Origin of the sequence: Chromobacterium rhizoryzae, assembly GCF_020544465.1 — a bacterium.
GTDB lineage: Bacteria > Pseudomonadota > Gammaproteobacteria > Burkholderiales > Chromobacteriaceae > Chromobacterium.
Genome location: NZ_CP066126.1, coordinates 4,822,287 through 4,846,620, shown reverse-complemented (window position 1 = coordinate 4,846,620; position 24,334 = coordinate 4,822,287). Strand labels below are relative to the sequence as shown.

Annotated in this window: 16 protein-coding genes; 9 read left to right on the top strand and 7 right to left on the bottom strand. The window is 59.5% G+C overall.

Annotated features, from left to right (window positions below; translation table 11 throughout):
• Positions 1-5: 5 nt before the first annotated feature.
• The 5 genes from JC616_RS22125 to JC616_RS22105 all read right to left on the bottom strand — a co-directional run bounded on the left by JC616_RS22125 (position 6) and on the right by JC616_RS22105 (position 8,361).
• The gene (locus JC616_RS22125) at positions 6-1,184 is read right to left on the bottom strand and encodes a VRR-NUC domain-containing protein (protein ID WP_227105490.1); all 1,179 of its coding nucleotides are present in this window, start codon (positions 1,182-1,184) and stop codon (positions 6-8) included.
• The gene (locus JC616_RS22120) at positions 1,184-4,045 is read right to left on the bottom strand and encodes a type VI secretion system Vgr family protein (protein WP_227105488.1); all 2,862 of its coding nucleotides are present in this window, start codon (positions 4,043-4,045) and stop codon (positions 1,184-1,186) included. The genes JC616_RS22125 and JC616_RS22120 overlap by 1 nt, the downstream gene beginning before the upstream one ends.
• 234 nt (positions 4,046-4,279) lie before the next feature.
• On the bottom strand, positions 4,280-5,602 hold the full coding sequence (locus JC616_RS22115; protein WP_227105486.1) for a DUF6035 family protein: 1,323 nt from the start codon (positions 5,600-5,602) through the stop codon (positions 4,280-4,282).
• 100 nt (positions 5,603-5,702) lie between these two features.
• A complete protein-coding gene (locus JC616_RS22110; RefSeq protein WP_227105485.1) occupies positions 5,703-7,454 on the bottom strand; it encodes an SIR2 family protein in 1,752 nt (583 codons plus the stop codon).
• Positions 7,455-7,737: 283 nt separating this feature from the next.
• The gene (locus JC616_RS22105) at positions 7,738-8,361 is read right to left on the bottom strand and encodes a hypothetical protein (RefSeq protein WP_227105483.1); all 624 of its coding nucleotides are present in this window, start codon (positions 8,359-8,361) and stop codon (positions 7,738-7,740) included.
• Positions 8,362-8,960: 599 nt separating this feature from the next.
• Here JC616_RS22105 and JC616_RS22100 point away from each other — a divergent pair.
• Both JC616_RS22100 and JC616_RS22095 read left to right on the top strand, forming a co-directional pair.
• A complete protein-coding gene (locus JC616_RS22100; RefSeq protein ID WP_227105481.1) occupies positions 8,961-9,329 on the top strand; it encodes a hypothetical protein in 369 nt (122 codons plus the stop codon).
• Positions 9,330-9,558: 229 nt separating this feature from the next.
• A complete protein-coding gene (locus JC616_RS22095; protein WP_227105479.1) occupies positions 9,559-10,179 on the top strand; it encodes a DUF6037 family protein in 621 nt (206 codons plus the stop codon).
• 992 nt (positions 10,180-11,171) lie between these two features.
• On the opposite strand, the gene JC616_RS22090 is transcribed toward JC616_RS22095, so the two are convergent.
• On the bottom strand, positions 11,172-12,203 hold the full coding sequence (locus tag JC616_RS22090) for a serine/threonine-protein kinase (RefSeq protein ID WP_227105478.1): 1,032 nt from the start codon (positions 12,201-12,203) through the stop codon (positions 11,172-11,174).
• Positions 12,203-12,676 carry a hypothetical protein gene (locus tag JC616_RS22085; protein WP_227105477.1) on the bottom strand — a complete coding sequence of 158 codons (474 nt, stop codon included), beginning with the start codon at positions 12,674-12,676 and terminating at the stop codon, positions 12,203-12,205. The genes JC616_RS22090 and JC616_RS22085 overlap by 1 nt, the downstream gene beginning before the upstream one ends.
• 402 nt (positions 12,677-13,078) lie before the next feature.
• On the opposite strand from JC616_RS22085, the gene JC616_RS22080 reads away from it, so the two are divergent.
• The 7 genes from JC616_RS22080 (at position 13,079) to JC616_RS22050 (ending at position 24,292) form a co-directional block, all read left to right on the top strand.
• Complete coding sequence (locus JC616_RS22080; RefSeq protein WP_107800896.1) at positions 13,079-13,675, top strand: HD domain-containing protein; 597 nt, start codon at positions 13,079-13,081, stop codon at positions 13,673-13,675.
• A gap of 354 nt (positions 13,676-14,029) precedes the next feature.
• On the top strand, positions 14,030-14,554 hold the full coding sequence (locus JC616_RS22075; RefSeq protein WP_107800895.1) for a hypothetical protein: 525 nt from the start codon (positions 14,030-14,032) through the stop codon (positions 14,552-14,554).
• Positions 14,555-14,859: 305 nt separating this feature from the next.
• A complete protein-coding gene (locus tag JC616_RS22070; RefSeq protein WP_107800894.1) occupies positions 14,860-15,495 on the top strand; it encodes a hypothetical protein in 636 nt (211 codons plus the stop codon).
• 63 nt (positions 15,496-15,558) lie between these two features.
• Entirely contained in the window at positions 15,559-16,254 is a 696-nt protein-coding gene (locus JC616_RS22065) for an EcpB family pilus assembly chaperone (RefSeq protein ID WP_107800893.1), read from the top strand.
• Positions 16,255-16,315: 61 nt separating this feature from the next.
• Positions 16,316-18,805 (top strand): TcfC E-set like domain-containing protein, encoded by a 2,490-nt coding sequence (locus JC616_RS22060; RefSeq protein WP_227105476.1) that lies wholly within the window; start codon positions 16,316-16,318, stop codon positions 18,803-18,805.
• Between the two features lie 54 nt (positions 18,806-18,859).
• The gene (locus JC616_RS22055) at positions 18,860-23,569 is read left to right on the top strand and encodes a hypothetical protein (RefSeq protein ID WP_227105475.1); all 4,710 of its coding nucleotides are present in this window, start codon (positions 18,860-18,862) and stop codon (positions 23,567-23,569) included.
• A 60-nt stretch (positions 23,570-23,629) separates the two neighbouring features.
• The gene (locus JC616_RS22050; protein WP_227105474.1) at positions 23,630-24,292 is read left to right on the top strand and encodes a hypothetical protein; all 663 of its coding nucleotides are present in this window, start codon (positions 23,630-23,632) and stop codon (positions 24,290-24,292) included.
• The last annotated feature ends 42 nt before the right edge of the window (positions 24,293-24,334 follow it).

The window sequence follows — 24,334 nt, the reverse complement described above, 5'->3', positions numbered from 1 at the left end:
CTAATCTATGCCGTGGTCGCCATCGTGGCACCACCGAGAATCCCCACGCAGGCGAGGAAGCCGGCCACCAGCTCAGCCGGCAGGGCAAGTACCATCACCACGGCGGCCGCCACCACCAGTGCAATGCCGACCACCACCTTGCTGACATTGAGCACAATCTGCCCCCACTCAATCTGGCTAATCTCGCTCCAGGCGATGTCGCAGTAGCGTTCAATCTTGGCCCATACCGCCTTCAATTGCGCCTCGGTCCAACTCGCCAGCATGCGGCCTTGCTCGTTGACCCAGGTCCAGGCGTGACTGGTTTGGTCGAGCACCCAGCGGCCTGACTCTAACAGCCAAGCGGCCTCTTGTGCCAGCCAGTCGCGGGTATCTTTCGCCAGGCCCTCCATGCCTTTCTTGGCACCGGCCCACATCTCATGCAGCTCGCGTTGTAACTGTGTACCCCAGTCCTGGATGTAGCCGGGGGTTGAGACAGGCACTGGGCTATAGATAGGCGCCGGTACGCGCTGGCTTTGTGACTTGGATTGGGTTTGTGACTGCGAACTAAATACTGGCGCTTTAGCTGGTTGCGTCGATTCCTTTTCCTTGCGGCGGTCACGCACATCCAGCACGGTGAACCGAATTGGTCCCCCAGAAATATCTTGGTAGGCCTGTTCTTGCCGCCATTCCAAATAGTCGCCTGGAAATTTAATCTCCACTACTCGAGCCAAATTATCACCATGCGGTACGCCATCATGGTCCGCAGCTGTACGGCCAGGCCAGCGCGTTTCCTTATCCTTCACAATAATCAGGTCAGGGCGCCGCAAATAGCCTTTCGATAACCCTTTGGGAAACGGGTTGACGGTATGCCGTCGATTGCTCCCTTCCGCGCGCAAGCTAGAGCTGAGAAAGGGAATCGGGGGGTTCCGCTTCATGTCGAAGCTCACCTCGGCTTTGTAGAACCATTTGAAGCCATGCCCATACTCATCCAGGCGAATCAGCGTAGACATGGTGATTTGCCGCATATTGAGGTTATAGCGGCGGCCGGTTTTCTTGCTGGTCACCTCTACCGCCTTGGGGGCCAGAATCGCCTTGTCGGCCTTCTCGGTCAGGTAGGGCTTGTTGGCCGGATGGGGCAATTTGGCATACTCGGGACGCTCTTCCACGATGGTCATCGTGCTCCCGGCTGGTTGGTACTTGGCCATCAGGCGTCTTCTCCGTTGTCGTCTTTCAACTGCAGCCCGCGCTCCGCTTGGCCAGTGCCATAGCCGTACAGGGTGTAGTCCTGTTCGACCGGAGGCTTGGGCGCCTCGAGCCCCACCGGCTGGGCATTCGGCGTGAAGGCGGCACTCGTCTTGCCCTGCCAGTCGGTGTAACCCGACAGCGTGCGGCCATTCGCCAATTTGAGCCGGTACGCTTTGCCGACCAGTGGCTCGCCAGTTTTTTCGTCTTGCAGGATATAGCTGCGCTGATAGCCTTTAGGCAGGAACGGCATCGGCATCGAGACGCTCGCAGGTCCGCTCATCTCGTGGCTGCTGCCCTTGATACTGATTTTGCCCGGGCAGTGCAGCTCGATGTTGCCGCCTTTGAGCCGGATATACGCGCCACCGCAGGTCAGCAAGATTTCTTCTTTGCCGGTGACGGTGATGCGGCCTTTGGTCGAAGTGATAGCCACATCTTTGGAGGCCGTCAGCTCCATCTCGCCTTCTTGCGCCTGTACCTGGACTTTGCCTTTGGCGGCAATCAGCTTCATGGTCACTTGGTCCGCCACACCGGCGACAAACAGGCTGATGTGTTTGCCGACATTGGCCAACCAGCGCCGGCCGGAGGTTTGGTTGAGGTCGCGCTGCGCAATCAGGTCCAGGTTGGTGCCGGCAGCCAGGGTCTGGCTCTGCTCGGACACGCTCGCCAGGCCGGCCGGCGCCGACAGTACCAGCAGCGGTTGTTGGCCAGCCTGGTCGCCGGTAGCCATCTTGCCGTCTGAATCGGTGTTGGTCCCAGCTTCCCAGGCGTGCAGCGCATCGAGCTGGTGCTGCAGGTGGCCTATGGGCCGTTGACGCCCCTTGCTGTTGTCGGCGTCGATTTCCTCTGGGCCGGTCTCCATGGTGTCGGCCTGCTGGGCGGTGGCGGCTTCCGCCAGCACCTGGCTCAGCGCCAGCGCAGACTGCAGTTGGCTGCTAGCATACTCACGTGCCAGCTGTTTGCCGCCGGCGCCGTTCTGCGCCTCGGTGGTCACGAGCAGGCCGTTGGCGGCGCGGATAGCGCCGTGTTGGTCGGTGCGCAGCTCGAAGCCCTCACCGCGGGGGTTCGCTTTGCCGTCTTGTCTTGGCGTGGTGAGATAGCCTTGATTGAGTTGCGTGGCGCCGTGTGTGCTGGCTAACCGTGACCGGACTTGGTTTGGCGTGTCGTCGAATAGCAGTTCGTTATAGCCCTGGCCGTCGTGCTCCTTGGATTTGATGCCGGACAGCGTTTTGTTGCCTGGCAGGCTGCCGGCACCGCTGAACTGAGGCGGCATATGGCTGCCGTTATACAAAACACCGGTGACGACAGGACGGTCAATATTCCCTTCGATAAAGTTGACCAGGACTTCTTGGCCAACTCGCGGAAGATGCATGTGACCGAAACCAGCGCCGGCCGAGGGCATGGCGACGCGCAGCCAGCAGGAGGAGCGCTCATCCATATTGGCGCCGATGGTGGGGTGCTCTGCGGCTCTTTGCCAATGCAGCTGTACCTTGATACGGCCGAATTCATCGGTGTACACCTCGCGGCAGTCTTTTGGCCCCACAACGGTCCCGGTCTGCGGGCCAAGGCTCGTGTGCGCAGCATGTTCGGTATGCGCGTATGGCGGCGTCAGTGGAATGCCGCGGCGTTGTGCTTGGAAGGTGGTCTGAAACGGCGGCGCGTTGTCTGTGGGCTCGAGCACCAGGCGCGGGGCGGCCTGTCTCAGCTGTTGGGTCAGGTCGGCGCCCAAGTTGTTGTTGGCACGCAGGGTTTGCTGCGTGACGACAAATTCGCGTTGCGCCGCCGCGTCGGCATCGTGCGCGGGGTGGTCGTCCAGACGGAAATATTCGCCAGGCAGCAGGCCGCGCACGGTACCGCTGCCGCTGAATTGCTTGGACTGCAGGTCCAACGCCTGCTGGCGCAATTTGGCGTAGTGGTTCAGTTTTTGCTCGTCGCCGGCAAGGTAGATGCCGGGCGCATCGTAGTTTTGCAGGGTCGACTGCAGCGCCTGCCCGCTCTGTCCCGACTGCTGCGCACTGTCCTGGGCAGCGTGCAGCGTGGCGACCAGTTTGTAGTCGAAACTGGCCAGCGCCGTTTGCCCTGACATCACCTGGCGTTGCGATGCCCAGGCCGTGAGGCCATCCTCTTTTTCTGAGGCGTCGGCACGATGGAACCGCACCCGGCCGACAGCTGCTTGCGGCAAATTGTGGGCGTCATCGAACACTACCAACTTGACCTTGGGGCCATCGTCATCCAGGTGCATAAAGCGCCACGCCAACCCCTCGGAGTGCAACAGCCGTACGATGAAATCGAAGTCGCTCTCTTTGTATTGCACGCAGTAGCTTCTAACCGGCAGCTCGGCGGTTTCGAATGCCAGTGACTGGACACGAGCAAACACCGGATTCGCGGTTTGATGCTCCGAAATAATCTGCCGCACAATCTCCGAAACCGGCATATCTTGGAACACACGCGCTGTGCGTCGATGGCGCAAAAGCGAAAAGGGAGCCTCCACCGCAATCCGATATTGCGCGAACCCGCCGTCGGCACCTAAGCGTTCTGCACTCGATACAATGCCGCAGCGAATTACCTCCGCACCATTGGCATCTTTGATGCCAATACGGGCTGCCTGCCCCAGCAATGCCTTTAGCTCGATGCCGTCGGATGGGGATAAACAAGTCAACAGATAGCGATAGGATTGCGAAACGCCTTCCGTGCCCTCCAGGCTTTGCGGCAGCATCTGCTCGGCGGCAATCTGTCCCTCTCCCAATGAAAGGGTCAGTAGGCGATGCTCTTGAGTGAAAGCAGATGCAAAACTGGCGAGCAGGGTGTTGAGGTTAAGGTCCATCGACAAATCCTGTTGCAGAATAAAAAACACCCTCATCGGAGAGGGTGATGGCCGAGACACGCTATCGTTAGGTTGCTTAAATATATTAAGTTCCCATGCCTAGGCCAGCAATGCATTAGCTCAAGAGATTGATAATCTTTTATGAAGCCTGACAAAAAGAACAGGTTACGGAGTATCTGCCTTGATGACAGCCCTAAATGCATGGTTCTGGTTGCCGGCAAATATTGATGAGAATCATAATTTTAACGTTGAGGACTGTTCGAGGATGTCTAATTCAGGAAAAAGCATATCGATAAGTTCATGATGACTCGTATCCGGGAGGTAAGATGAGTCGCCTTGGCTAATGGCGGATTTGTACATTCTTACTTTTTGCCTCCATTTTCCCGTTGGGTCTTCTGCTTTAATTTGCTCCGCGCGATTATAGACCTGCAGAGCCCTCCGAAATAATTGCAACACAGGCTTTTGGGCACTGGCAATCCAGTGCGCAATCTCCACCAATGTCGAGTAATTCCAACCCACTGGGTGGCCATGCTTTGCTGAATACAAGGCGTTCAATATTGTACGGGGTAGATAACTGGGGAACTCCGGCAAGGGGTATGGGCTCTGGCTAAACTGTGTCCGAAGCGCCCCCCACGTTTTGTAGTCGACAGAGCCTCGGTCTGCCGCATAGTCAAGCCAGAAGGCTTCGAATGCTTTCCGGCGCAGGGTTTCCGGAGCGGATTCTTGCTTCTGCCATGTTTGCAGAGCCTTGTCGTAATCGAAATAGAACGCACGTTGCCCCGCTAGGTCGAGCGTCAAGTCGTGAAAAGCAACAACCTGCCGGGACAAGTTGGTCGACGCTGGCTGTGCCCAGATGCACTCAAGATGGAACGCGGCCTGTTTGAGGGAAGTTGCGACGGTCTCTCGGTTAGCAATAAAAGCATTTTGATTGTTATTGAAAAACACATCGTCTTGCGTCAGACGCCGGTTATCATCCTCAAACTGGGCGAATATCCAGAACAGCAGAGCCCCTTCCTGTAGGTAGAACTGGCGCCGCTCGGCGATAACATTCAGGTATGTCGTTGAAAGCTGAATCTCGAAGATGACCGGAATATCGCCATACATCGCCTGCACATCCGGGCGCCGCCACTGGCCCAAGGAGCCCTTCCAAGTGTCTTCACTGCGAATCTGAGAGAACCTGGGGTCCGCGGAAAGGCATTGCACGACCCAATCCTTCATCCGGCGATGCAAGGCACTTTCTTTGGCACCGTTGTATTTTCGGGCGTTGATTTCCTGCTGGGACAGCTCGCCCCGGGTCCGCGCGGGGCATCTGTCGTCCTCAAGTTCATGTCTGAAAAAGAAGTGTTGTTTGTCTGGGCAACTCACAAGGTACACAGGGATACCGCATAAAGAACAAGCGTAAAGCGGCTCCTGCTTATTAATCTGCGTGCGCAATGCCATCCGAAGTTTCATTACCTCAGCGTAATCCGAGCTAATAACCTTCGTGACGGGATGATGCTGGCCGGTCTGTAAATCCAGGACGTCTTGGATGGCTGGATTTTCGACTGCGAGCGACATGCGCCTCTCCTTGTTGTTATGGGTGATAGCTGTCGTCCGACGCTAGTTTGCCTCAATATGTTGCGGCTGGAGTATCCTACCTAAGATAAAGCCCTATCCATCACCACCATTGTAGTTTCTGGATAAATGCCTCCAACGCATCTAGCTGCTTGCCACACTCGTCGGCCGTGATACCAAACAAATTGCTTGTGACCAAAGGAGAATTGCCTCCATCCTTAGCCAGTTGTGACCTTAGCGATGAGGTGATTTGCTCTCGATTACTATATCTATAACCAAAGCCACCGAGAGGTGCCCAATACCCGAAATGCTCACTTGGGTTTGTGTTTGCGCCATATGCAAGGGCTGATACGAGTTCAAATCTATCGAAGGCCAACACGTATGCTTTCGCGTTTGCATAGCGCTGCTCCAGGTACGATGCCAACCACTCACACAGCCACTCACTCAGTGGAGCGCGATGGCGCTCCTTCCCCTCCAACAACTTGGCGCTGTCATCCTGAAGTAAACAGTACGGCGGAAGTAGGTGTACGGCCAGCTTGTTTTCCCTGTTTTCCCTCTCAATGATGGCCGAAAGCAAACGCTGAACAAAAAAGTACCGACCCGACTCGAGAGCCGGCACACCGAGAGCAAAGAGGAGAAGGGTGGCTGGAAAACGCTCCAACGCTGCCCACAAGGTATAGCCACCTCCCTGTGCTCGCCCGGCCGCTAGCTTTTGAAGGGCTCGTACCCAGACCTCTTGGTGGCCATCATCTGCCCATCGCCCAGCCTCAACAGCCATTGCAACCAGCGTGGTCATCGCAGCTTCATAGGCTTTAACTCGATGGTTGAACTGGGCCGCATCAGGGGGCGGCCCGCCTTGGACGGGAAATTTGTCGAGTCCAATTTCGGACAGTACGTGCTCGACCTCGCCTTCAACTAAGTCGGCATGCTGAATCCGGTAGCGTGGCTCGGACATGTACCGCTTCAGGGCGGCAACGGCGGCGGCCGTAGACAATGGGTGAGGTCTCGCAAATTCTGCCAGAGCCTCCACTTGCCGATGTACCGTGCTGAAGAAGCTATCGGCATCTGTGATGGAGACAACCTGGGCACCTCGGTGCTCAATAAGCTGTCTCGCTGCGTCACTTGGCTCCCCACGAACGGCCCAATAGGTGGCAAATCGCCGCGATGGTGCGCGGAAGATGGCACGCCGCAGCGCTTCATCCCAGTCAGCAGACCAACCGCAAACAATCAAGCCGAACTCATCGAAGATACGGTCGAGCAAAGTGTCGAACTCGGCGGGATAGCCACTTAACTCTTCGGGAGTGTTCCGGATGCGAGTATCGAGATAGTCGCCGTGGACCTTAAATACGCAGCATTGCGTATGGATGAGCGGCATTGCGCCGTGAACATGGTCAGAGCTACTGAGCACCGTAGGCGTGACCCCGACATCAAGCAGCGCCAGTTCCATCAGGCGGTCGAAGTTGGTCGTCACAATGACTCGCACAAAGCCCTTGGCAACCAAGTCGGCAATGGCGCGGTGGGCTGGCGTGGGCTGTTTTGCCCCTTCTTCCTTCTCCTGTTCGGTTGGCTCCCAATATTGCCGCAACAGTTGCTGTCGCTCCGCGGGGGTCTTGGCCAGCGCGTCGAGCAATTCGGAGTAGTCCGGCTCTTTGTGGAACTTGTCGCGGTACCACGCAGAAGGGTCTACACCACACTCTTCGCCACCCACGGCCGCAAGGCGGCGTACTAGGTCTAGCGTGATTTCCCAACCTGTCGGAATCCTGGCCGACCGTGACAGTCCAGACCCGAAGAGCACGGCATACACGCCGCGATTGGCCTGCATCGAAAAGGCCAATGAGTGAATTGGTTCAATCATGCATCCCCCGAAATTTTCTTATATGGCGTCGACAGACACCGTCTGCTCCAGCCCCACATGTGTCGATGTCAGTTCGGTAGCTTGCGGGCCGCAAGAGCCAACAAAGTCTGCACGCGGCTTGTCTCAAATAGGCTATGTCGGCTCGCCAAGCAACCCATTTAGAATATCACCTCGGAAATGCCAAGGGCTACTCGGGATTGTCCGCTGCTTAGCCTGTAAATATGTATCCGTATCTTGGGGTAAGAGTGCCCAAGGGCTTTTTCTTATCCAAACTTGTAATATGCTAGACAAAGTCCACTCGGATGATTTGCTCCGGAGAAACAGGGGTATTTTCCCCATCGAAGCACATAGCCGAATTACTATCAGGCGCCCCTTCCAATAGGGCTGACCTCAAGTAACAGAGAGCCACCCCCAGATAGGTTTCCACCAGCGAATCAGCAACTGCGACGAATTTCACAAGAGCGGGTTGCCAACGTTCCTGGAAGATGGGCAACAAATCCAACTTACAAGCGTTACGTATCTCTTCACAGAGGTCTTCAATGATTTCCGGCATAGCCAGATAATCATGTTGGGAACAGGATTCTGCATGGAAGGCCAACTCTCGTATCAGAATGGCATAGGGCCCCCAGTGCATGGAATTGGTTATCTTTTCGCGAAAATGGTGGGCACAACCGCCTTTGCGGGCAAAAGCCTGACGAACTTGTTCTTGATGTTGGTCGTTGTCCAGAGTGGCCAGGATGGCTTCTTTTAAGGAGTCAAGCCGCTGCCCCAAGGGAAAAATGCCGTCCCGGAAGGTGGTTCCGTGTGGGACTCGTGTCCCATGGAACCAGCAGACCTCTGAAGGCAACTGTGGGTTGCCAAAGTGTAAGGAGACTCTTTCGAAGAGGTATTGCTGAAATTCAGGCAAGTCTCGCCAGTGCTCATCGTAATCCAGACCATGTATAGGGTCCTGCACAAATGGCAGAAACGATTCTGCGGAACACTGAAATGCATGGCAAAGGGACGCAATTGTGCTCTCACGCGTCTCACAATCTAACCGGTTAGGATTTGTTGTCATCGTTGTTTTGGGGCTTTTGCTTAGGGAAGGCGGGGGATTTGTTCAGACCTTCCCTAGCGTGGTAGCGAGACCGACTCAGTCCCCTGGGCTGCTGCGGACAACTGAGTCAGTATTTTAGCTTTCTCTGTTCTACGGAGATGTCTGCTCACATTGCCACTGCGTAGCAGTAGTCACAATAGTAAGCGATGATTCTCAAGGTGCTGAACGGTTTCAAAGAACCCAGGCCCCACCTCTAGCGGTTATCTCCTCCCCCCTCCCAGAGCACGCTATGATTCGGTCAGACGACATGTACTTTTGAGCGCACGTAAATATGCAATGGGGAATGGACTGTGAGACGTCTCAAAGAGGTAGTCGATAAGCTGTACCACCCACCGAAGGATGGGAGGCGTCAGGTATTTGCGTTATCTCGCCCTGAAGCGGAAAAATTGCCCAGATTGCCAGCGGTAGCCATGATTTCCATCACTGCACCAGAGCGCCCGATTGCAGCGGTTGACGGTTTCGCGTACTTGCTCCGCCTGAGCTTCGAGGATGTAGACTTCCTTAATTCCTCCCTCTCCAAGAAGGCCCAGCAAAAAGCTCAAAATGCGTTCACGCCTTCTCAAGCCTCCCAAATCCTCGACTTCGTGAATGGCTTGCCTGGTGACGTTCATTCATTAGTTGTGCATTGCGAAGGTGGATTTTCCCGTTCATGCGCCATTGCCCTGGCACTGCATCAACGTTTTGGTTACTTAGCCGAGGTTGAGCGGCTGTCCAAGGGAAATCCGAGCGTGCTACAACTAATGCTGGCTTGTCGCGCGGCTAGTGAAGAAAAAAGCTGACACTGGCCGTCGCAAAGGCATTCGACCTCGTAACAACCAGCAAGAATATGCTACTTATTAGCCCAATCCCCATACAAGGGGATTTGGTGGGGAACCACTGAAGCCAGAGGGCGCATTGGGGCGCGCGGGAATACAGTCCGAAGACTCTCTGTGCGAGTAAAATGACCCTGCAGAGCGCTTCGATACAGAACTAGGTAGCCGTATTGTCACTTTGTAAAAGGGGATGGCCATGTTCATGAAAAACCTTAAGGCTCTGCATGAGAGCATGCTTAACACATTGAATGCCCATGGAGAAGCTGTTGAGCACCAGCGCTTTCGAAGTCGGCAAGGCGGGGTGACGTTTGAGTGTATCTTCTCGACAGGCGAGACGCCTTATATGCTGTCGTTAACCTCAAGAGGCACAGCAGAACAGCCCCAGTCCGAGTTCTTTCTGTTTGAAGTTACAGACGACTATAAAATTGCCGGTTACTTTGGCGACATGTATGGTCGGCTAGCCAAATTGCTTTCTACCAATGGGGGGCTGTCTGGAAATAAGTTGCAGCCGAATGATTTTCTTGCTCAGCTTGATGCCAATACGCCAACAAAGGCGACGCACAATAACGTCCCTGGTACTGATGAAATCATTGCAGGCAGGCCCGACATCACGGAAGACCGGGAGAGTCCCTACTGGAGTCATTGGACCACTCCTCGGAGCAAAGCTGACGGGTCGCCTGGCAGCGTCTCTCCCGAAAATCGTAAAAAGACAGCCGCGCTCCTGGGCTCGGCTGCGTTGGCTTACAGCATTAGAGTTCGCATGTCCTCTTGTTGGAGCCCTACACCGACCCATGCGAATTGGAGACCACAGGACTAGTGAGGCAGGCGGGCTGCTGTCCAGTCTCCAGGTGGTAGCTTGAGTGCGGTTGACGAGTGCAGTAGTTAACAGATAGTCCGCCCCAGGTTCTCTTTCTTCATCGGTGCTGTGGCCAATCAAGATATGCCAACTTAGTGACCTCGGGGGCTGATTTCCTTGCGCCAGCAGACGCCAAAACCAACGCTTTTATTTCCCAAGAGCGAAAAAGCCTGAAAGGTGGGGTTCTTTCACAAGTATGAAGTGTTGGTTTTGTAAAAATTTTATTTAATTTCAGTATGTTAGTGCTTTGTGGCTTTGGGCGCCAACGCTTCTATTTACCGCCTACACTAGTGATCAGAAAGAATAAAGGCAGTCACGATGATGACTTGATCTGCAGGTTGCTAGTAGCGTGAAACGAAGAGGCCCGGAAGGGCTTCTTTTCGTTTGAGATTGCTTGGTTTGATGATGTGTAAGGGAAGGATCGCAGGGGGTGCTCGTTGGCTAAAGTTGCTCTTTGCAGACGAAATGATAGGTGACTAATTGTGCATTAGAAACAGCCATCCAATGCATCTATCAAACAAGAGCCTATCCACTCACCGGTAGATCAAACTAGGCAAAGTGGTACCAAAACTCCTATATCTAAGTTTGTTTACTTCCAGCGACAACAGCATACATCTATGGTCGCTTGTGTAGAGCGCTACTTGAGGTCATACTGTATGCATAAATCGTCAAGTATTAAGAGATCAAAGTAAGCTTTTTGACCAAGATGTCAAGGGGCGATGAAGCCATGAGCTTAAAGCAAGCAAATCTTAATGCAGCACTCCCTCGTTGCAAGCACTGCCAGCGCTATTGGCAGCCGAGTGAAGGAGTGGTAGCAAGCAACTCTTATTGCCCTTCCTGCTCGGAGTCGCGGCGATCGATTGCCGAAGAACGCCTTGGGCTCAAGCCGCTTACCCAAATAGATAGAAACGAGCGGTATTTACTGCCCCGCTCGCTACGTTTTACCTAAGTGGTTAAGCCCTTAAGAATGTCTCAAGTCTTTTTATCGCCTCCGTCTGACCGATAAGACCGTTCGACCCGCCGAGAGACATTTTTCTTCCGGCCTTCCCGGCTGGTTCACTCCATGCTTTCCACTCATGTTTACGCGCGGGGTGCCGAGTCCATTCGACCACCTTTAACCGCTTTCCCGAGGTTTGCTCCCACCTCACCAGGTCGGGAGTTACAGTGGCCGTCCAGCTCGGAGTAGGCAATGCCGACAAAGCATTGAGAACCTGCCCAGCAGTCTGGTATCGAAGCGCTGGATCGTCATTGAGCATCTTCCGGATCAATCTGCGCCAAGCTTTCGGTATGTGTGGGAGCCAACGGAGCGTATTGGCGAATCCGCCATCAGGCACTATATCTCGTGCGGGAGGAGACTCCTCGTACCAAACCTTGCCATGTAATAGACGGTAGAGGGTCATCCCAAGAGCCCAGATGTCTGTCTTGGTGCTAGTACCGTTTCCAAGCCAAACCTCGTACGCGATGTGGTCGCAGTATCCTGCTTGCGAACCGTAGCCCAGGATCAAATCGTCGGTGACAAGTCCGAAATCGCCAAGTTGGGCTACTCCACTTTCGTCAATCAAGATGTTGCCAGGTTTGATATCCCGATGAAGCATTCCACGCGCGTGCAATGCCTCTAGGCCTAGCGACACCTCAGTTGCAATCTTGCGAACTTGGAGCAGTGGCAACGGCCCCGCATCGAAGATGCTTTGAAGCGAGCCTCCTGGGCAGAAAGCCATGCAGAAACGGATGCTATTTCCATCCGGAAGCTCTTCAATGTGGAAGACCTGGACGACATTTCGATGGCGGGCTTTCGAAAGTTTCTGAGCCTCAGCTAGAAAGCCGGCCTTGTACGCCAGCCATTCATCGTCAGAGTGCCCAGGCTTTCGGGCCAGTACTTTCACAGCCACCCTGCCATGGACACCATCCTCACCGAGAAAAACCTCGCCGAAATGGCCATTGCCAAGCTTAGGGCCAACATTTAGCGCTGGAACAACACCTACCATCAACGATTCCTCGCAGCGATGATGAGCATTGCGGCCTCGCGGCTGGTTTTCCTCAGTTTGCCACCCTCTATGTGCTCATCCCAGAAGCTATCGTCTTTCAAGTACTCGTCAACCTTTCTCTCTCCGTATGTCCGGCTGATAACTGCCTTCGAAAGAATCTCAACTTCGGCTGCCGAAGCAGCAGCAGCGATGACTACGCCTCTCACCTCCGCACTCTCTAGTACGGCCAGTCTCACTGAGCCTGTGGGTAGTGCACTTGCTTTAACCACGACCGAATCGATCCCATTCTCACGGAAATAATCAGAGCAACGCTGGTGGAGAACGGAGAGACCAGGTCCTCGTTCGCCTTTCTGCAGAGTCCAAGTGGTGTCAGAAAGTATGGTAATGGGCGCGTTTTCGTCATCCGGTATTTGAGCATCTACAACCGTAATGGCATCTCCTACGACCACGATTCCAGCATAGCGGTATGTCATATTCTGCTTCCTGTGCGGGGTGATTTTATAAACCAGTGTTTTGGCATAATTCTACTAGTCTAACAGTTATAGATAGAGGGTAAACATGACGATTGATTTGATATGGTCTAGTTAACCCATGCCCGTAATTCCTTAAAGGACGGATAGGTAGCGACCGCCTGCCGTTCTACTCTTGGTGACTGGATGACCACTCTGACTGATGATAAGTCGCCATGGATGGCCACTCTGGACGATAAGGACACAGAGAGATCGATCTTGGCTCCTTGGCCAGAACTGCCTTCCTACTCATCCCAACCTGCGCAATGAGACGCGGCTGCTCCCCCTCATCCCATGATGGTGCCGATCCGGACCACAGCTATAATCCTCCTCCGTGGCGAAACAGATCTGAATGCGGGATAAGCGATGCAAGTATCGGCCTTGGAACGGCAACTGAATTTTCTGAGAGAGATAGACCGCTTGAAGTCGGTGCTGCGGCAATCGCCGTTGCTGGACCAGAGCCGCCGGGAGAACTCGGCCGAGCATTCCTGGCATCTGGCGATGTACGCCTTGTTGCTGGGCGATTACGCCAGCGGTCCGGTCAACACCGAGCGGGTGATCAAGATGCTGCTGCTGCACGATGTGGTGGAGGTGGATGCCGGCGATTTCCCTATCCACGGCCAGGCCGTGCCTGGGGCGCAGGCGGAAGCGGAGGCGAGGGCGGCGGAGCGTTTGTTTGGCTTGCTGCCGGCGGAGCAGGGCGCTGAGCTGCTGGCGCTGTGGCGCGAGTTTGAGCGCGCGGAAAGCGCCGACGCCTGTTTCGCCAAGGCTTTGGATCGTTTCCAGCCTTTGCTGATCAATGTCTTTACCGGCGGCGGGACCTGGACGCAGAACGATGTTTCGCTGGAGCAGGTGTTGTCCCGTTATGGCCCGGTGATCCAAAAAGGCGCGCCGCAGCTTTGGCTGTTGTGCGAGCAGTGGGTGCGCCGGCATTTTGCGAAGCAGCCTGAACAGCCGATTTAACGCTATTCCTAGCCCAAGCGATGGCTTGCCTCCGCCGCGCGCGGCGCGCCAGGCGCGGCTTTCTTGTGCTGCCGGGTGCCGCCGGCTTGACGCTCTCCCGCTCCTCCCCAACAATAGCCCCCGCGCCGCAGCAATCGCGGCGCTCGGGTTTAGTCTCCCGACTTGGACTTCTACCGCGGATGCGCTGTTTCCACAGCGTATCCGTTGCCATTGCTTTGCCTATTCGGGCGGGCCGTGGCAAGTGGCGCCCTCGCGGGCGCGCCGGTTTTAGTAGAAGTCCACCGGTAGACTAACTCTTGTCATGTGCCCGCCCTGCCGCTTTGCGGCATGGCCCTTCTGCTCAGGAGGTTGCAAATGGTAAAGCTTGTCCGTCCGGTGCTTGGCATCGATCTCTCTTCGTCCCCTGCTGAAACTCAAGACATCCGTCAGGACGTCGCATCCCCACTCCCGCCGCTAGGGCCGCGCTCGCGCTACCGTTTTGTCGGCAGCGAAGCCAAAGACCTCAGCCTGCCCTTTGTCCGCCGCGTCAAAGGCCGCACTTATCCGCATTACTGGCAGCCGGCCGAGGCGGAGAATGCGTTCGAGGCCAGCGCCTTGGGCCGTCAATACGCCGCCCATCTGGCGCAGCTGCTGAAACTCAACCGCCAACACGCCGCGCGCGGGCTGTTGTTCCGCATCGCTTGCGATATGGATTTCCGCGACCACAGCCACCGCCGCAGCATGTGCAAGAGCTTCTTCAATTATCTGGAGATGTTGTTGAGCCTGGGTGTGGCGCAGATTGATCTGCCGCGGCATGTGGCGGCGGTGCAGCAGCTCTACCTGAGCCTGGACGAGTTGGACGCCTTGCCGCGCAAGCTGGGGCGGAAGAAGAGGCGCTAAGCCGGGGAGGGCGCTGCCGGCCCTGCGGGACTGGCTGTGAGTGCCCTCTTGGACAGGCTTTTATCCCGCTCCCGCATTCCGCTTTCATCCGGCTTTCTTCGTGTTTTTCCCCTTAGTTTTGCGCCCCGGCGGGTCAATTCGCTCTGAGTCGAGAGGGGCGGATGGCATCCGCGCGTTCTCGTCCGCCGGGTGTTTTGAGAGTGCTCTTATAGAGTTTGATCGGCGGCTTTTCGATAATGACGTGCCAAGTACAGCTTAAGGCCGTATTTGCAGGTTTTATTTTATAGACCTCTATTGAAAGCGAAATGATGAATAAAGTCGTGCTGCCTGCATTGCTGGCTGCGGTATTCAGCGTCGGCGCCCATGCCGCCGACCCCATTCCTGGTTCCACTCGCGCTTCCGCCGAATGGGATGTGACCGCGGATAAGGATAGCTCGCACGCTATCGAAATCACGGCTAAAAAGCCGAATGTGCATTTCGTGTACAGCCCGATTTCCAAAACCATTGAATCCAAAAACCTGGATTTCGATATCCGCATGCTGAATTCGGATGAATACACCATCAGCGGCTATAAGGTAAAAGCCTCCTCGGTCCAGCATCAGCTGAGCCATACCGCGTCCATCGGGGAAATGGATTTTGACCTCAGCGTGACGGACCATGCCGGCAAGCAGGTGAAACTGTCGGCCGAACCGAAGGATCTGGACGGCCTGTCCGGGTTTGGCGAATTCGCGAAAGTGGCTTCCATCGCCGGAGAGAATAAAGGCACTTCTCAGCTGAAAGCGGAGTTTGCCGGCGGCAAGGATTCCAGCGGCGTCATGGTGACCGAAGCGTCTAAATTGAGCGATGGCCAATACGTGGGCAAATTCGATTTGATCCTGGACGCCTCCTGGCAGAAAACAGTCAAAACCGAAGAAGAGAATACGCAATTCTCCGTTCGCTGATTTCAAAGGGTAGCGCCAAAAAAGGGAGCCTAGCTCCCTTTTTATTTTGAGGAGTTTCAGCTTATGCCAGGGTGCTTCAGATTTCACGCTTTGGCCTGTTTGCTGCTGCCGGCATGGGCCGGGGCGATTCAGGTTTCCGATATGACGGCGGCGATGCCGTCCAATAAAGAGGCGGTCACGATCCACGCCAGAAACACCGAGCAGCAAGCGTCTTTGCTGTCGGTGAGCGTGACGCAGGTGGACTCTCCGTACGAGGGCGCGCGCGAGCTGAATACGGACGGCGCCAGCCTGCAATTCACGCCGGCGCGGGTGTTGCTGGCGGCGGGGCAGGATCAGGCGGTCCGCTTCATCTACAGCGGCCCCAAGGACGACAGGGAGCGCTATTACAAGGTGACCTGGAAGAACGCCTTGCTGGGCTTGGCGGACGAGGGCGCGGATTCCGAGAAAAGCGGCGACGTCGAGTTTTTGACCGGCATCAGAACCAATCTGCTGGTGCTGCCCAAGCAGCCGCGGTTTGACTACGCCTATCGGCGCGGCCATCTGGAAAACCGGGGCAATGTGTCGTTTCAGGCGATTGCCTACGGGCCGTGCAAGCAAAAGCGGCTGGGCGAGGTCTGCAAGGAGCGCTACTGGATTGGGCCGGGCTACGCGGTGAATTTCAAGACGATAGACAGCAGCCAGGGCCAGGACAAAGTGATGTTGCAGCGGGATGGAAAATTCTTGGACGCGGAGAAAGATGCGCCGCTTGACGACGCATGACGGCGACGACGGTGGGTGAGGCGAGATGAAGCGTGCGCGGGATATCGTTCTTAAAAACGGGATGGCTTTTTTAAGTGCGCTGCTGTTGGCGGAGACGGCGCTGGCCGCGGCGGCGGATGCCGAGCGGCGGCCCTTGGCGCAGCAAGTGCAGTTAAACAAGCTTGCCTTGTCGGCGGAGATCAAGGACCTGCTGCGCGAAGGCGTGTCCATGCCGCTGGTGGCGCGTTCGGCGCGGCAAGCCTCGGACGAGGGCGTGGTGTCGGCCACGCTGACGGTGAGGCTGCAGGCCGACGGCTCAATGCGGCTGGACAAGGTCAAACCGCTGCTGGCCAACAACAAGAGCGTGTTGAGCCCGTCCGCGGTCCAGGCCTTGCGGCAGGCGACGGGGCGGACGTTTTCGCCGGGCGGGGCCTTGAGTCTGGGCGATGCCGAGCGCTTGCAGCTGGACATGATGGCGATGCGGGTGGACCTGTTTCTGGAGCCGGCCGGTTTCGCCGCCGACGATGCGCATCTGCGGGAGTCCGTGTTGCAGGCGCCGTCCTCGGGCGGGCTGTCCAGCGTGCTCAAGTACGCGTTCAACGGCTATAGCTCGCGCAATCAGGGACGCGGCCATTCTTCCGGCTATCTCACTTTCGACGACACCACGTCCTTGGGCGTGGACCACGTCAATGTGATGGGCTCCGCCTATCTGGACGATTCGGCGGCGGATCAGTCCGTAACGCTGGACCGCGTCATGTATGAGCGCGATATCGACGGCAAACGGCTGGCGCTGGGCATGGTGGACGGCTGGAACCTGCAAAGCCTGGGCAATGTGTCCACCTTGAACGGCAGCCGGATGTACGGGTTCTCCTATGGCAACGTCAGCCAGACTCTGAAGCTGGACCCCGGCCAGTCCTTGAATCCCATCGATGTCTATCTGCCGGCCACCGGGGAGGTGCGCGTCAAGCGCGAAGGCCGCTTGTTGAGCACGCAAAGGCTGGGCATGGGCAATCACCGGCTGGACACCTCGGCCTTGCAGGCCGGCGTTTACGACGTGGAGGTGGAGATACTGGTGGCCGGCCAGGTGCAAAGCCGCCGCGTGTACCGGATCAACAAGCCGGTGGGCGGCTCCAGCCTGCGCGACGGCTTGAACTGGCAGCTGTGGGGCGGCGCCGGAGAGGCGATGGCCCGCTACGGCGATCAGGGCGCGCCGGAGGACGAGGGCGGGGCTTACCGGCCCTTGTTCGGTGTGTCGGTGGGGGCGCTGTGGCATGAGGTGGACTGGAATCTGACCCTGTATCAAAACGATAAGACCACGGTGCAGGAAGGTTTCGCCTCTTGGCAGCTGTCCAGCGCGCTGCGCGCCAGCGTGCAAAACCTGTTGGCCAGCGACGGCGCCCGGCGCCGGGTGGGCACGCTCAATCTGGCGCTGCCTCGCGGCATCGGCAGCCTGTGGCTGACCGGGGAGCGCGGCGCGAAGGGCCGGCGTCTGAATTTCTACGCCCGGGATTACGATTCGCTGGGCGCCAATTTCAATTTGCACGGCTGGGGCGTGGACGCCGGGTCGATCAACCTCAGTTACGACCGGGACCGGAGCAGCGGCTATCGCTATATGCGCGCCGATTATTCGCGGCAGATGTACAACGGCAAATGGGGCGGCGCTCAGTTGCAGCTCGGCAGCAGCCGCAATCTCAACGGCGGCTCGGTGGATCAGCAGTATTACGCGATGCTGACTTTCAACCTGGCCATGGACGGCAATTTCAGCGTGGGCATGTCGCATCGAGACGGCGGCGACACGCTGGACCTGTCGGCCAGCAAGTCGTTTGAAAACAGCGTGATCGACGATGTGGGCGCCAATGCCAGCATCAGCCGCGAAGGCGCAGGCGGCCAGTCTTCCAGCTTCGGCGCTTACGTCGGCTTCAACGGCCGCTACGGCCAGGGCAATGTGTCGGTGGACGCGGAGCGGGACAGCCGCAGCGCCAGCGTCAATATGCAGGGCGGCCTGGCCTGGGGCGGCGGCGCGGTCGCCGCCGGCGGCGGGCAGGACGAGGCCGGCATCGTCGTCGATGTGCCGGGAGCGCCGGACGGCGCGCTGGAGGCGGTGCTGAACGAGCAAAGCCACAGTTTGCGCCAGGGGCGCAATTGGATCGCGGCGCCGGCCTACAACACTTATCACTTCTATGTGCGCGACGCGGAAAGCGGGCAGGCCAGCTACGAGGTGTCCGACACCGACCATGAGTACACGCTGTACCCGGGCAATGTGGTGCGGGTGACGCCCAAGATCAAACGGATGGTGACGGTGTTCGGTCAGCTGACCGGCGTCGACGGCGCGCCGCTGCGGCATGTCATGGTGCGCAACCATATCGGCCAGGCCCGGACCGACGAGCAGGGCAACTTCGCCATCGACGTGGATCAGCGTTATCCGGAGGTCAGCGTCGAACCCGGCGCGGCGGAACGCTTCCGGGTCAATCTGGATTTGAAGGACGCCGGCGCCACGGCCTGGCTGGGCAAGATCGTCTATGGCCGGGACGCGGACCGGATTTACGCGCCCTTGCGCGAAGACGAAGGCTGAGCCGGCGTGCGCAATCCCCTCATCACCCCATCCCAGCAGGACAGACGGACTGAAATGAAATACTGGATCTCAACTCTGATCTTCATGGCCGGCCTCGGCGCGGGGCTGGCGCAAACGACGCCGGCCGGCGTTTCGCAGGCCGCGCCCGGCGCGGGATTTCTCCCGGTGCGGCCCCTTCCGGCGCCGGCCAAGCCGCCGGAACCCTTGGGCCGGCAGGAGTGGCGCAGCCAGCAGGACTTGATCCTGATTGAAGACCGGCTGGCCGGCACTCAGTATCTGAGCACCCTGGGCAGCAGCGGCGGCATCCTGCCCGGCAGCCAGGCCCAGGCCGTTTTCGGCGCGCGCGCGCCGCGCGGCGGCGCCAAGAAAGTGGCCATCTGGTATACCCATCAGCCGGACGCCCAGGTGCGGGAGATCCGCCAGTTGCAGCCGCTGCAGGCTTTCCGCGGCATGGCGGACGCGCACGGCGCGGCCATGGGCCTGAGCGGCGACGGCTTCAGGCCGGCGCAGGGCCGCCAGGTCAACCCGGTGTTGAGCGAACTGGCTTTCGACACCATCGCCAAAGCGGCGCCGGGCGCGTCGCGCGAGCTGTCCTTCGTGGAAACCCTGGCCAGCGGCGGCGAACGCCGCTTTGTGACCCAGCTCAGCAAACGCGCCCATCTGATCCTCAATCCCGCGCCGGCCAATAGCTGCCGCAATGAAACGGTGGACGGCGTCGCCGGCAAGCTGTGCGTGTTGCGGACCATTGCCGGCCAAAGCAATGCCGGCAGCGGCGGCGATCTGATGTTCACGGTGCGCGCCAAGATGCTGGCAACGCCCAAGGCCCGTTTCCGGGTGGGCGGGGAATGGCGGCATATCAACGATAGCGTGCCCATCGCCGCCTTCGCCCGCGCCAGGGCGGTGGAGGTCTTCTTTGTGCCGCCGCCGGCGGAGCAGTTGCAAGCCTTTATGACCGCCCATCCCAAGATCCGGCTGGATAGCTTGGTGGAGGCCGGTTTTTACTCGCGCTCGCGCTTGTTCCGCGGCGACCGCTTCAATCTGCAATTGCCCGCCATGGGCGGGGGCAAGCCGCCGGTCCAGCGGCGCTATTCGCGGCTGGGCCTGTTGTTGATCGACGATCAGTCCAGCGGCCGCCAGTACGTGACCACGGTCAGCGGCAGCCGGGACCAGGCCATTTACGGCGAGCGCCATCCGCAAGACGGCAGCCGCGCCGCCGCCTGGTATCTGGAAGCCGGCGCGAGACCGCCCTTGTTCGCGCTGCAGCAGCTGGGCCGCGCCAGCCCCGCCGGCGGTTTCGCCGGTTTTGCCGACGCTCAGGGCCAGGTGCGGGGCGGCCTCAGCGCCGCCGCGCCCTATCTCAATCCGGTGTTCAGCGAGGCCGCGTTCGCCGCGCTGCTGCATCAGCCCTTGGGCGGGCAACAGCGCTTGACGGTGGAGGGCTTGCGCAGCGGCGGGGAGGCGGTCAGCTACCAATTGAACGCCAGCCAGCAGGCCAGGCTGACCCTGGCCGCGCCGGAGGGGCCGGCTTGCCGGCCGGACACGGTGGACGGCGTGGCCGGCCAGCGCTGCGTGTTGCGGCGGCTGGCGGCGGAGAGCCGCGCGGGCGGCGACATCCGCCTCTTGATCCGCGCCAAGCGCCCCTTGCCCGGAGGGCGCTTCCGCGCGGGCCGGGAGTGGCGCCGGCTGGGCGAGAGCGCGGCCGTTGCCGAATTGAGCGGCGCCCGTGAGCTGGAGCTGTTCCTGCCGGCCGCGTCCGGCTTGCTGCGCGGGCCGTCGGCGCCGGCGGGCGGGCAGGCGCTGTCCTCGCTGGTGGAGGCCTATTTCTATTCCAGCGGCCGCCAGCACCAGGGGGACCGCTTCGCGCTGAGCTTGAGGGACGGCTATTTGCCGGCGCCGCAGGCCAAGGCCGGTGCGCTCAAGCTGCTGACGATAGAGGACGAACCCAGCCAGCAACACTACATCACCACCTTGCAAGCCGAGCCGGGGCAAAGCCTGTACGGCGCGCGGCGACCGCGGGCGGGCCAGCGCGCCGCCACCTGGTATGTGGAGGCGGAGACGGCCAGCGGGCGAAGCGGCGAGCTGCAAGCCAGACAGGCGCTGCCCGCGGCCTTGATCGCCGGTTTCTCCGACCGCCAAGGGCGGGTCAGCGTCGGCCGCGCCATGCGGCAGCCGGGGCAAATCCATCCGGTGTTCAATGAGCGCGCCTTTGCGGAATGGCTGCGTCTGCCCCTGGGCGGCCGCCAGTTGCTGACGCTGGAGGCGGAGCGCGGCGGCCAGCCGGTGACGGTGCGGGCGCAGGCGGAAAAAAGCGCGATGTTGCGCCTGGGCCCGCCGCAGGCCGCTTGCCGTCCGGAGACGGTGGACGGGATGGCGGGACGGGTCTGCGCGCTGCGCTCGGTCGCGGGCGAGTCCCAGGCGCAGAGCGGCGGCGGCGTCCGCTTCAGCGTCCGCGGCCCGCAGATCGCGGCCAAGGCGCGTTTCCGGGTGGGGACGCAGCCTTGGCGCCGGCTGGGCGAGAGCGTGGAAGCGGCGGAGTTCGCCGGCGCCAAGGCGGTGGAGCTGTTTCTGCCGCCGGCCGGGCGCGGCCGCCAGGCGCAGGGGATGGAGGCCGTGTTTTATTCCGGGGAGCGCGACGATGTTCTGGTCTTGCCGCTAGACGCGCCCAAGCCAGAGGCGGCGGGCGGCGAGGTGGACTTCGTCTTCGGCTCCAGTCACGAGGGCATGATGAAAACGGTGCCGGCTTCCATCACTCTGATGCTGAATGAGTCGGTGGTGGCGGGCGGGCCGAACGAGATCCGGTTTGCCGGCGTCAGCGACTCGGTATTGGAGAAAAAAGCGCATGTGACGTTTTCGCCGGCCATGCTCGGCGAGAAAGACATTTCACTGCTCGAGACGCTGAAACTGCCGGTAGGCACCGAGGCGCTGAGTTTCGACTTTAAGCATGCCTGCTTTGAAAAGAATGAAAAGAAGGAGTGCACAATCGATAAGGATTCCGGAACCAAGGCGGTCGGGGTGACCTTCAACGGCCGGGGAGTCGCTCAACCGCCATGGTTCCGCTGGTTTGAGAAGCCCGCGGCGAGAATCAATAACGTTAGCGTCAGCCCGGATAGGGTCAACACCGCTGTGGAGACCAACGTCGAGTTCGCCATCGATATCGCCGATGGGCTTGGCGCGGGGACGCATGACCACGCGTTGGAGTGCGATCTGGGCACTGCCAATAAGTTGTTTGGCGATCCCGACTTTGTCGAGCTCATGGATAGCAATGAAAGGTTTATCGGCAGGCTGCCCTTGAAGGGCAGCCAAACACTGGAAATTTTGCCCAGCCAATATTCGTTCCCGGTGAAGTTCTCCTTGCGCACCAAGGCTGGGGAAAAGCCAGGCCTTGTTAGACTGTCTTGCGAGTACAACTATTCCGGCTGGTCCTATCCCTCGGTGAAGATCATCGAGGAAGACCTGAGTCTGGCCTCGATCGAGGGGCCGGACGAGGGCCGGGTTGGGGAGGATTTGGAATACCGGATCTTCACCGACGGGATCTCCCTTGGAAAGCGCAATCTGACCGTTACCGTGGCGGGCAAGGACGTGCCCTGGGGGCTGGACATCCCCACGCTCCATTTCGGCGAGACCGAGATCAAGCCGCAATGCGGCAAGGATTGCGTATTCACTTTCAAGCCCGCCGAGGGCAATAAGGTGACGCTTCAGCTGGGCATCAAGGGCAAATCGGTCAGCGGCCGCCGCGACGCCTACCATATCGCGGTCAGCCTGGAGGGGGACAAGACCTTGGACAAGGATTTCTCCATTGTGCCGAACTGGGCGCTGGAGTCGCTGGTGTCCAACGGCGATGTGGCGGCCGGCGCGCCGCTGCGTTACCGGCTGCGCTTGAACGCGCCGGCGGCCCAGGCGCTGACCCTGTGGCTGCGGACCCGGCCTCAGGACGGCCAGGCCGTGGACGATGGCTACGAGGGCGGCCGGGTGACGGTGAAGGACGGGGACAAGGTGCTGGCCGCCGCGCTGAACACCGGCGATTGGGGCGCGGTGACTCTGCCGCAGGGCAGCGAGAGCATGGTGGTGGAGGTGCCGACGCGAAGCTTTGACGATGGCGTCCGCAACACGCGCGCGCTTGAGCTGGGCGCGGCCTTGAGCGAAGACAAGCCGGAGGCGGAACCGCCCGCCGCCAAATACGCCATCGGGCGGATTTATCAGCCCAAGTCCAGTGTTTCGGTATTGCCGGCCAGCGAGGGTTCGAATCGCGGCAGCGGCTGGGTGGGCGCGCCGGACGGCCGGATTCGGCTGGATTACCTGATCCGCGCGCAAATGGCCAATCTGCCGCCGGCGGGCGGGCCGGAGCGCGGCGCGACGCGGCGCTACCTGAGTCAGCGCGGCCTGGGCGCGGTCAAGGCGAGCTTGTCGCTGGACGGCAAGCACGGCGCGAGCCAGCGGGAGGGCATGTGCCGTTTTGCGCTGCAAAGCGATGCGCGGCAAGGGGTGCTGTTCCCGGCCTGGCTCACCTTCGACGCCGACGGCGGCGGCCGGCGCGAGCCGGACAATTGTTCCGCTACGGTAAGCCACGATTTGAGCGCCGGCGCCTGGCTGGACGAGGGCAGCGATCCCGCCCAAGGGTTGGAGAAACGGAAGCTGCCGTTCAGCCTGTGGTTCCAGCTGGACGATCCGGTGTCGCTGCTGACCACCGAGGGCGCGCCGTGGTATGGCCGCGCGCTGGGCTCGGGCGCGGTGCGGGTGGACATGAGCCTGGAGCTCGCCCAATAAGCAGGCGGATGCGCGCGGCCGTCTCGGCCCGCGCGTCGGCGGAAGGAAACGAAGATGTTCATGAATATGCGAAAGGCCTTGCCGGCGCTGCTGTGCGCCTTGCCGGCGATGTCGGCCTGGTCCTTGCAGATGGCCCCGGTGATCGAGTTGGACGCCGACCGGAACGAGATGCGGGTGGAGTTGAAAAACGATTCCCGGCAGCCGCACAGCTACCGCATCGTTCTGCGGCCCTTGGCCGGCCTGGAGGCCGGCGCGGGCGAGGACGCCGAACCGGCCACGGTGGACGCGGCGCCGGCGCGTTTGAGCTTGAAGGCCGGCGCCAGCGGCGCGATCAAGCTGCGTTACCGCGGCGCGGCGATGGAGGGGCGGGAGCGCTACTATCGTTTGCAAGTGGTGGAGGTGGCGGCGGCCGGCGCGCAGGGCGCGCGCCGGGCCGGGGCTTGGGTGGATTATCCGCTGGCGCTGGGCAGCGTGTTGATTGTCCGGCCGCGCGCGGCCTATCTGGACTTCCATCTGGATCACGGTGTTTTGCGCAATACCGGCAACGCGGCTTTCTGGCTGCTGCAGGACGAGGCCTGCGGCGGCAAAACCGGCAGCACCAAGATACAGGCGCCCGGCAGCGCGGCGCGATTGGCGCCGCTGACGGGGCGCTCGCTGGTGCGGGTGGGCCTGGGCGACGAGATCCGGGTGGTGGTGGATCAGTGCGCGGGCGAGCAGGGCTAAGAGCCTGTTTACGATCTGCCGCGCGTCGGCGATACGGCGTTG

Bases quoted from the DNA above. Each gene is read 5' to 3' on its own strand.
- JC616_RS22085 (WP_227105477.1), bottom strand. From the start codon at position 12,676: ATGACATACCGCTATGCTGGAATCGTGGTCGTAGGAGATGCCATTACG.
- JC616_RS22050 (WP_227105474.1), top strand. From the start codon at position 23,630: ATGAATATGCGAAAGGCCTTGCCGGCGCTGCTGTGCGCCTTGCCGGCG.
- JC616_RS22090 (WP_227105478.1), bottom strand. From the start codon at position 12,203: ATGGTAGGTGTTGTTCCAGCGCTAAATGTTGGCCCTAAGCTTGGCAAT.
- JC616_RS22110 (WP_227105485.1), bottom strand. From the start codon at position 7,454: ATGATTGAACCAATTCACTCATTGGCCTTTTCGATGCAGGCCAATCGC.
- JC616_RS22080 (WP_107800896.1), top strand. From the start codon at position 13,079: ATGCAAGTATCGGCCTTGGAACGGCAACTGAATTTTCTGAGAGAGATA.
- JC616_RS22120 (WP_227105488.1), bottom strand. From the start codon at position 4,045: ATGGACCTTAACCTCAACACCCTGCTCGCCAGTTTTGCATCTGCTTTC.
- JC616_RS22075 (WP_107800895.1), top strand. From the start codon at position 14,030: ATGGTAAAGCTTGTCCGTCCGGTGCTTGGCATCGATCTCTCTTCGTCC.
- JC616_RS22070 (WP_107800894.1), top strand. From the start codon at position 14,860: ATGATGAATAAAGTCGTGCTGCCTGCATTGCTGGCTGCGGTATTCAGC.
- JC616_RS22115 (WP_227105486.1), bottom strand. From the start codon at position 5,602: ATGTCGCTCGCAGTCGAAAATCCAGCCATCCAAGACGTCCTGGATTTA.
- JC616_RS22100 (WP_227105481.1), top strand. From the start codon at position 8,961: ATGATTTCCATCACTGCACCAGAGCGCCCGATTGCAGCGGTTGACGGT.
- JC616_RS22055 (WP_227105475.1), top strand. From the start codon at position 18,860: ATGAAATACTGGATCTCAACTCTGATCTTCATGGCCGGCCTCGGCGCG.
- JC616_RS22095 (WP_227105479.1), top strand. From the start codon at position 9,559: ATGTTCATGAAAAACCTTAAGGCTCTGCATGAGAGCATGCTTAACACA.
- JC616_RS22065 (WP_107800893.1), top strand. From the start codon at position 15,559: ATGCCAGGGTGCTTCAGATTTCACGCTTTGGCCTGTTTGCTGCTGCCG.
- JC616_RS22125 (WP_227105490.1), bottom strand. From the start codon at position 1,184: ATGGCCAAGTACCAACCAGCCGGGAGCACGATGACCATCGTGGAAGAG.
- JC616_RS22060 (WP_227105476.1), top strand. From the start codon at position 16,316: ATGGCTTTTTTAAGTGCGCTGCTGTTGGCGGAGACGGCGCTGGCCGCG.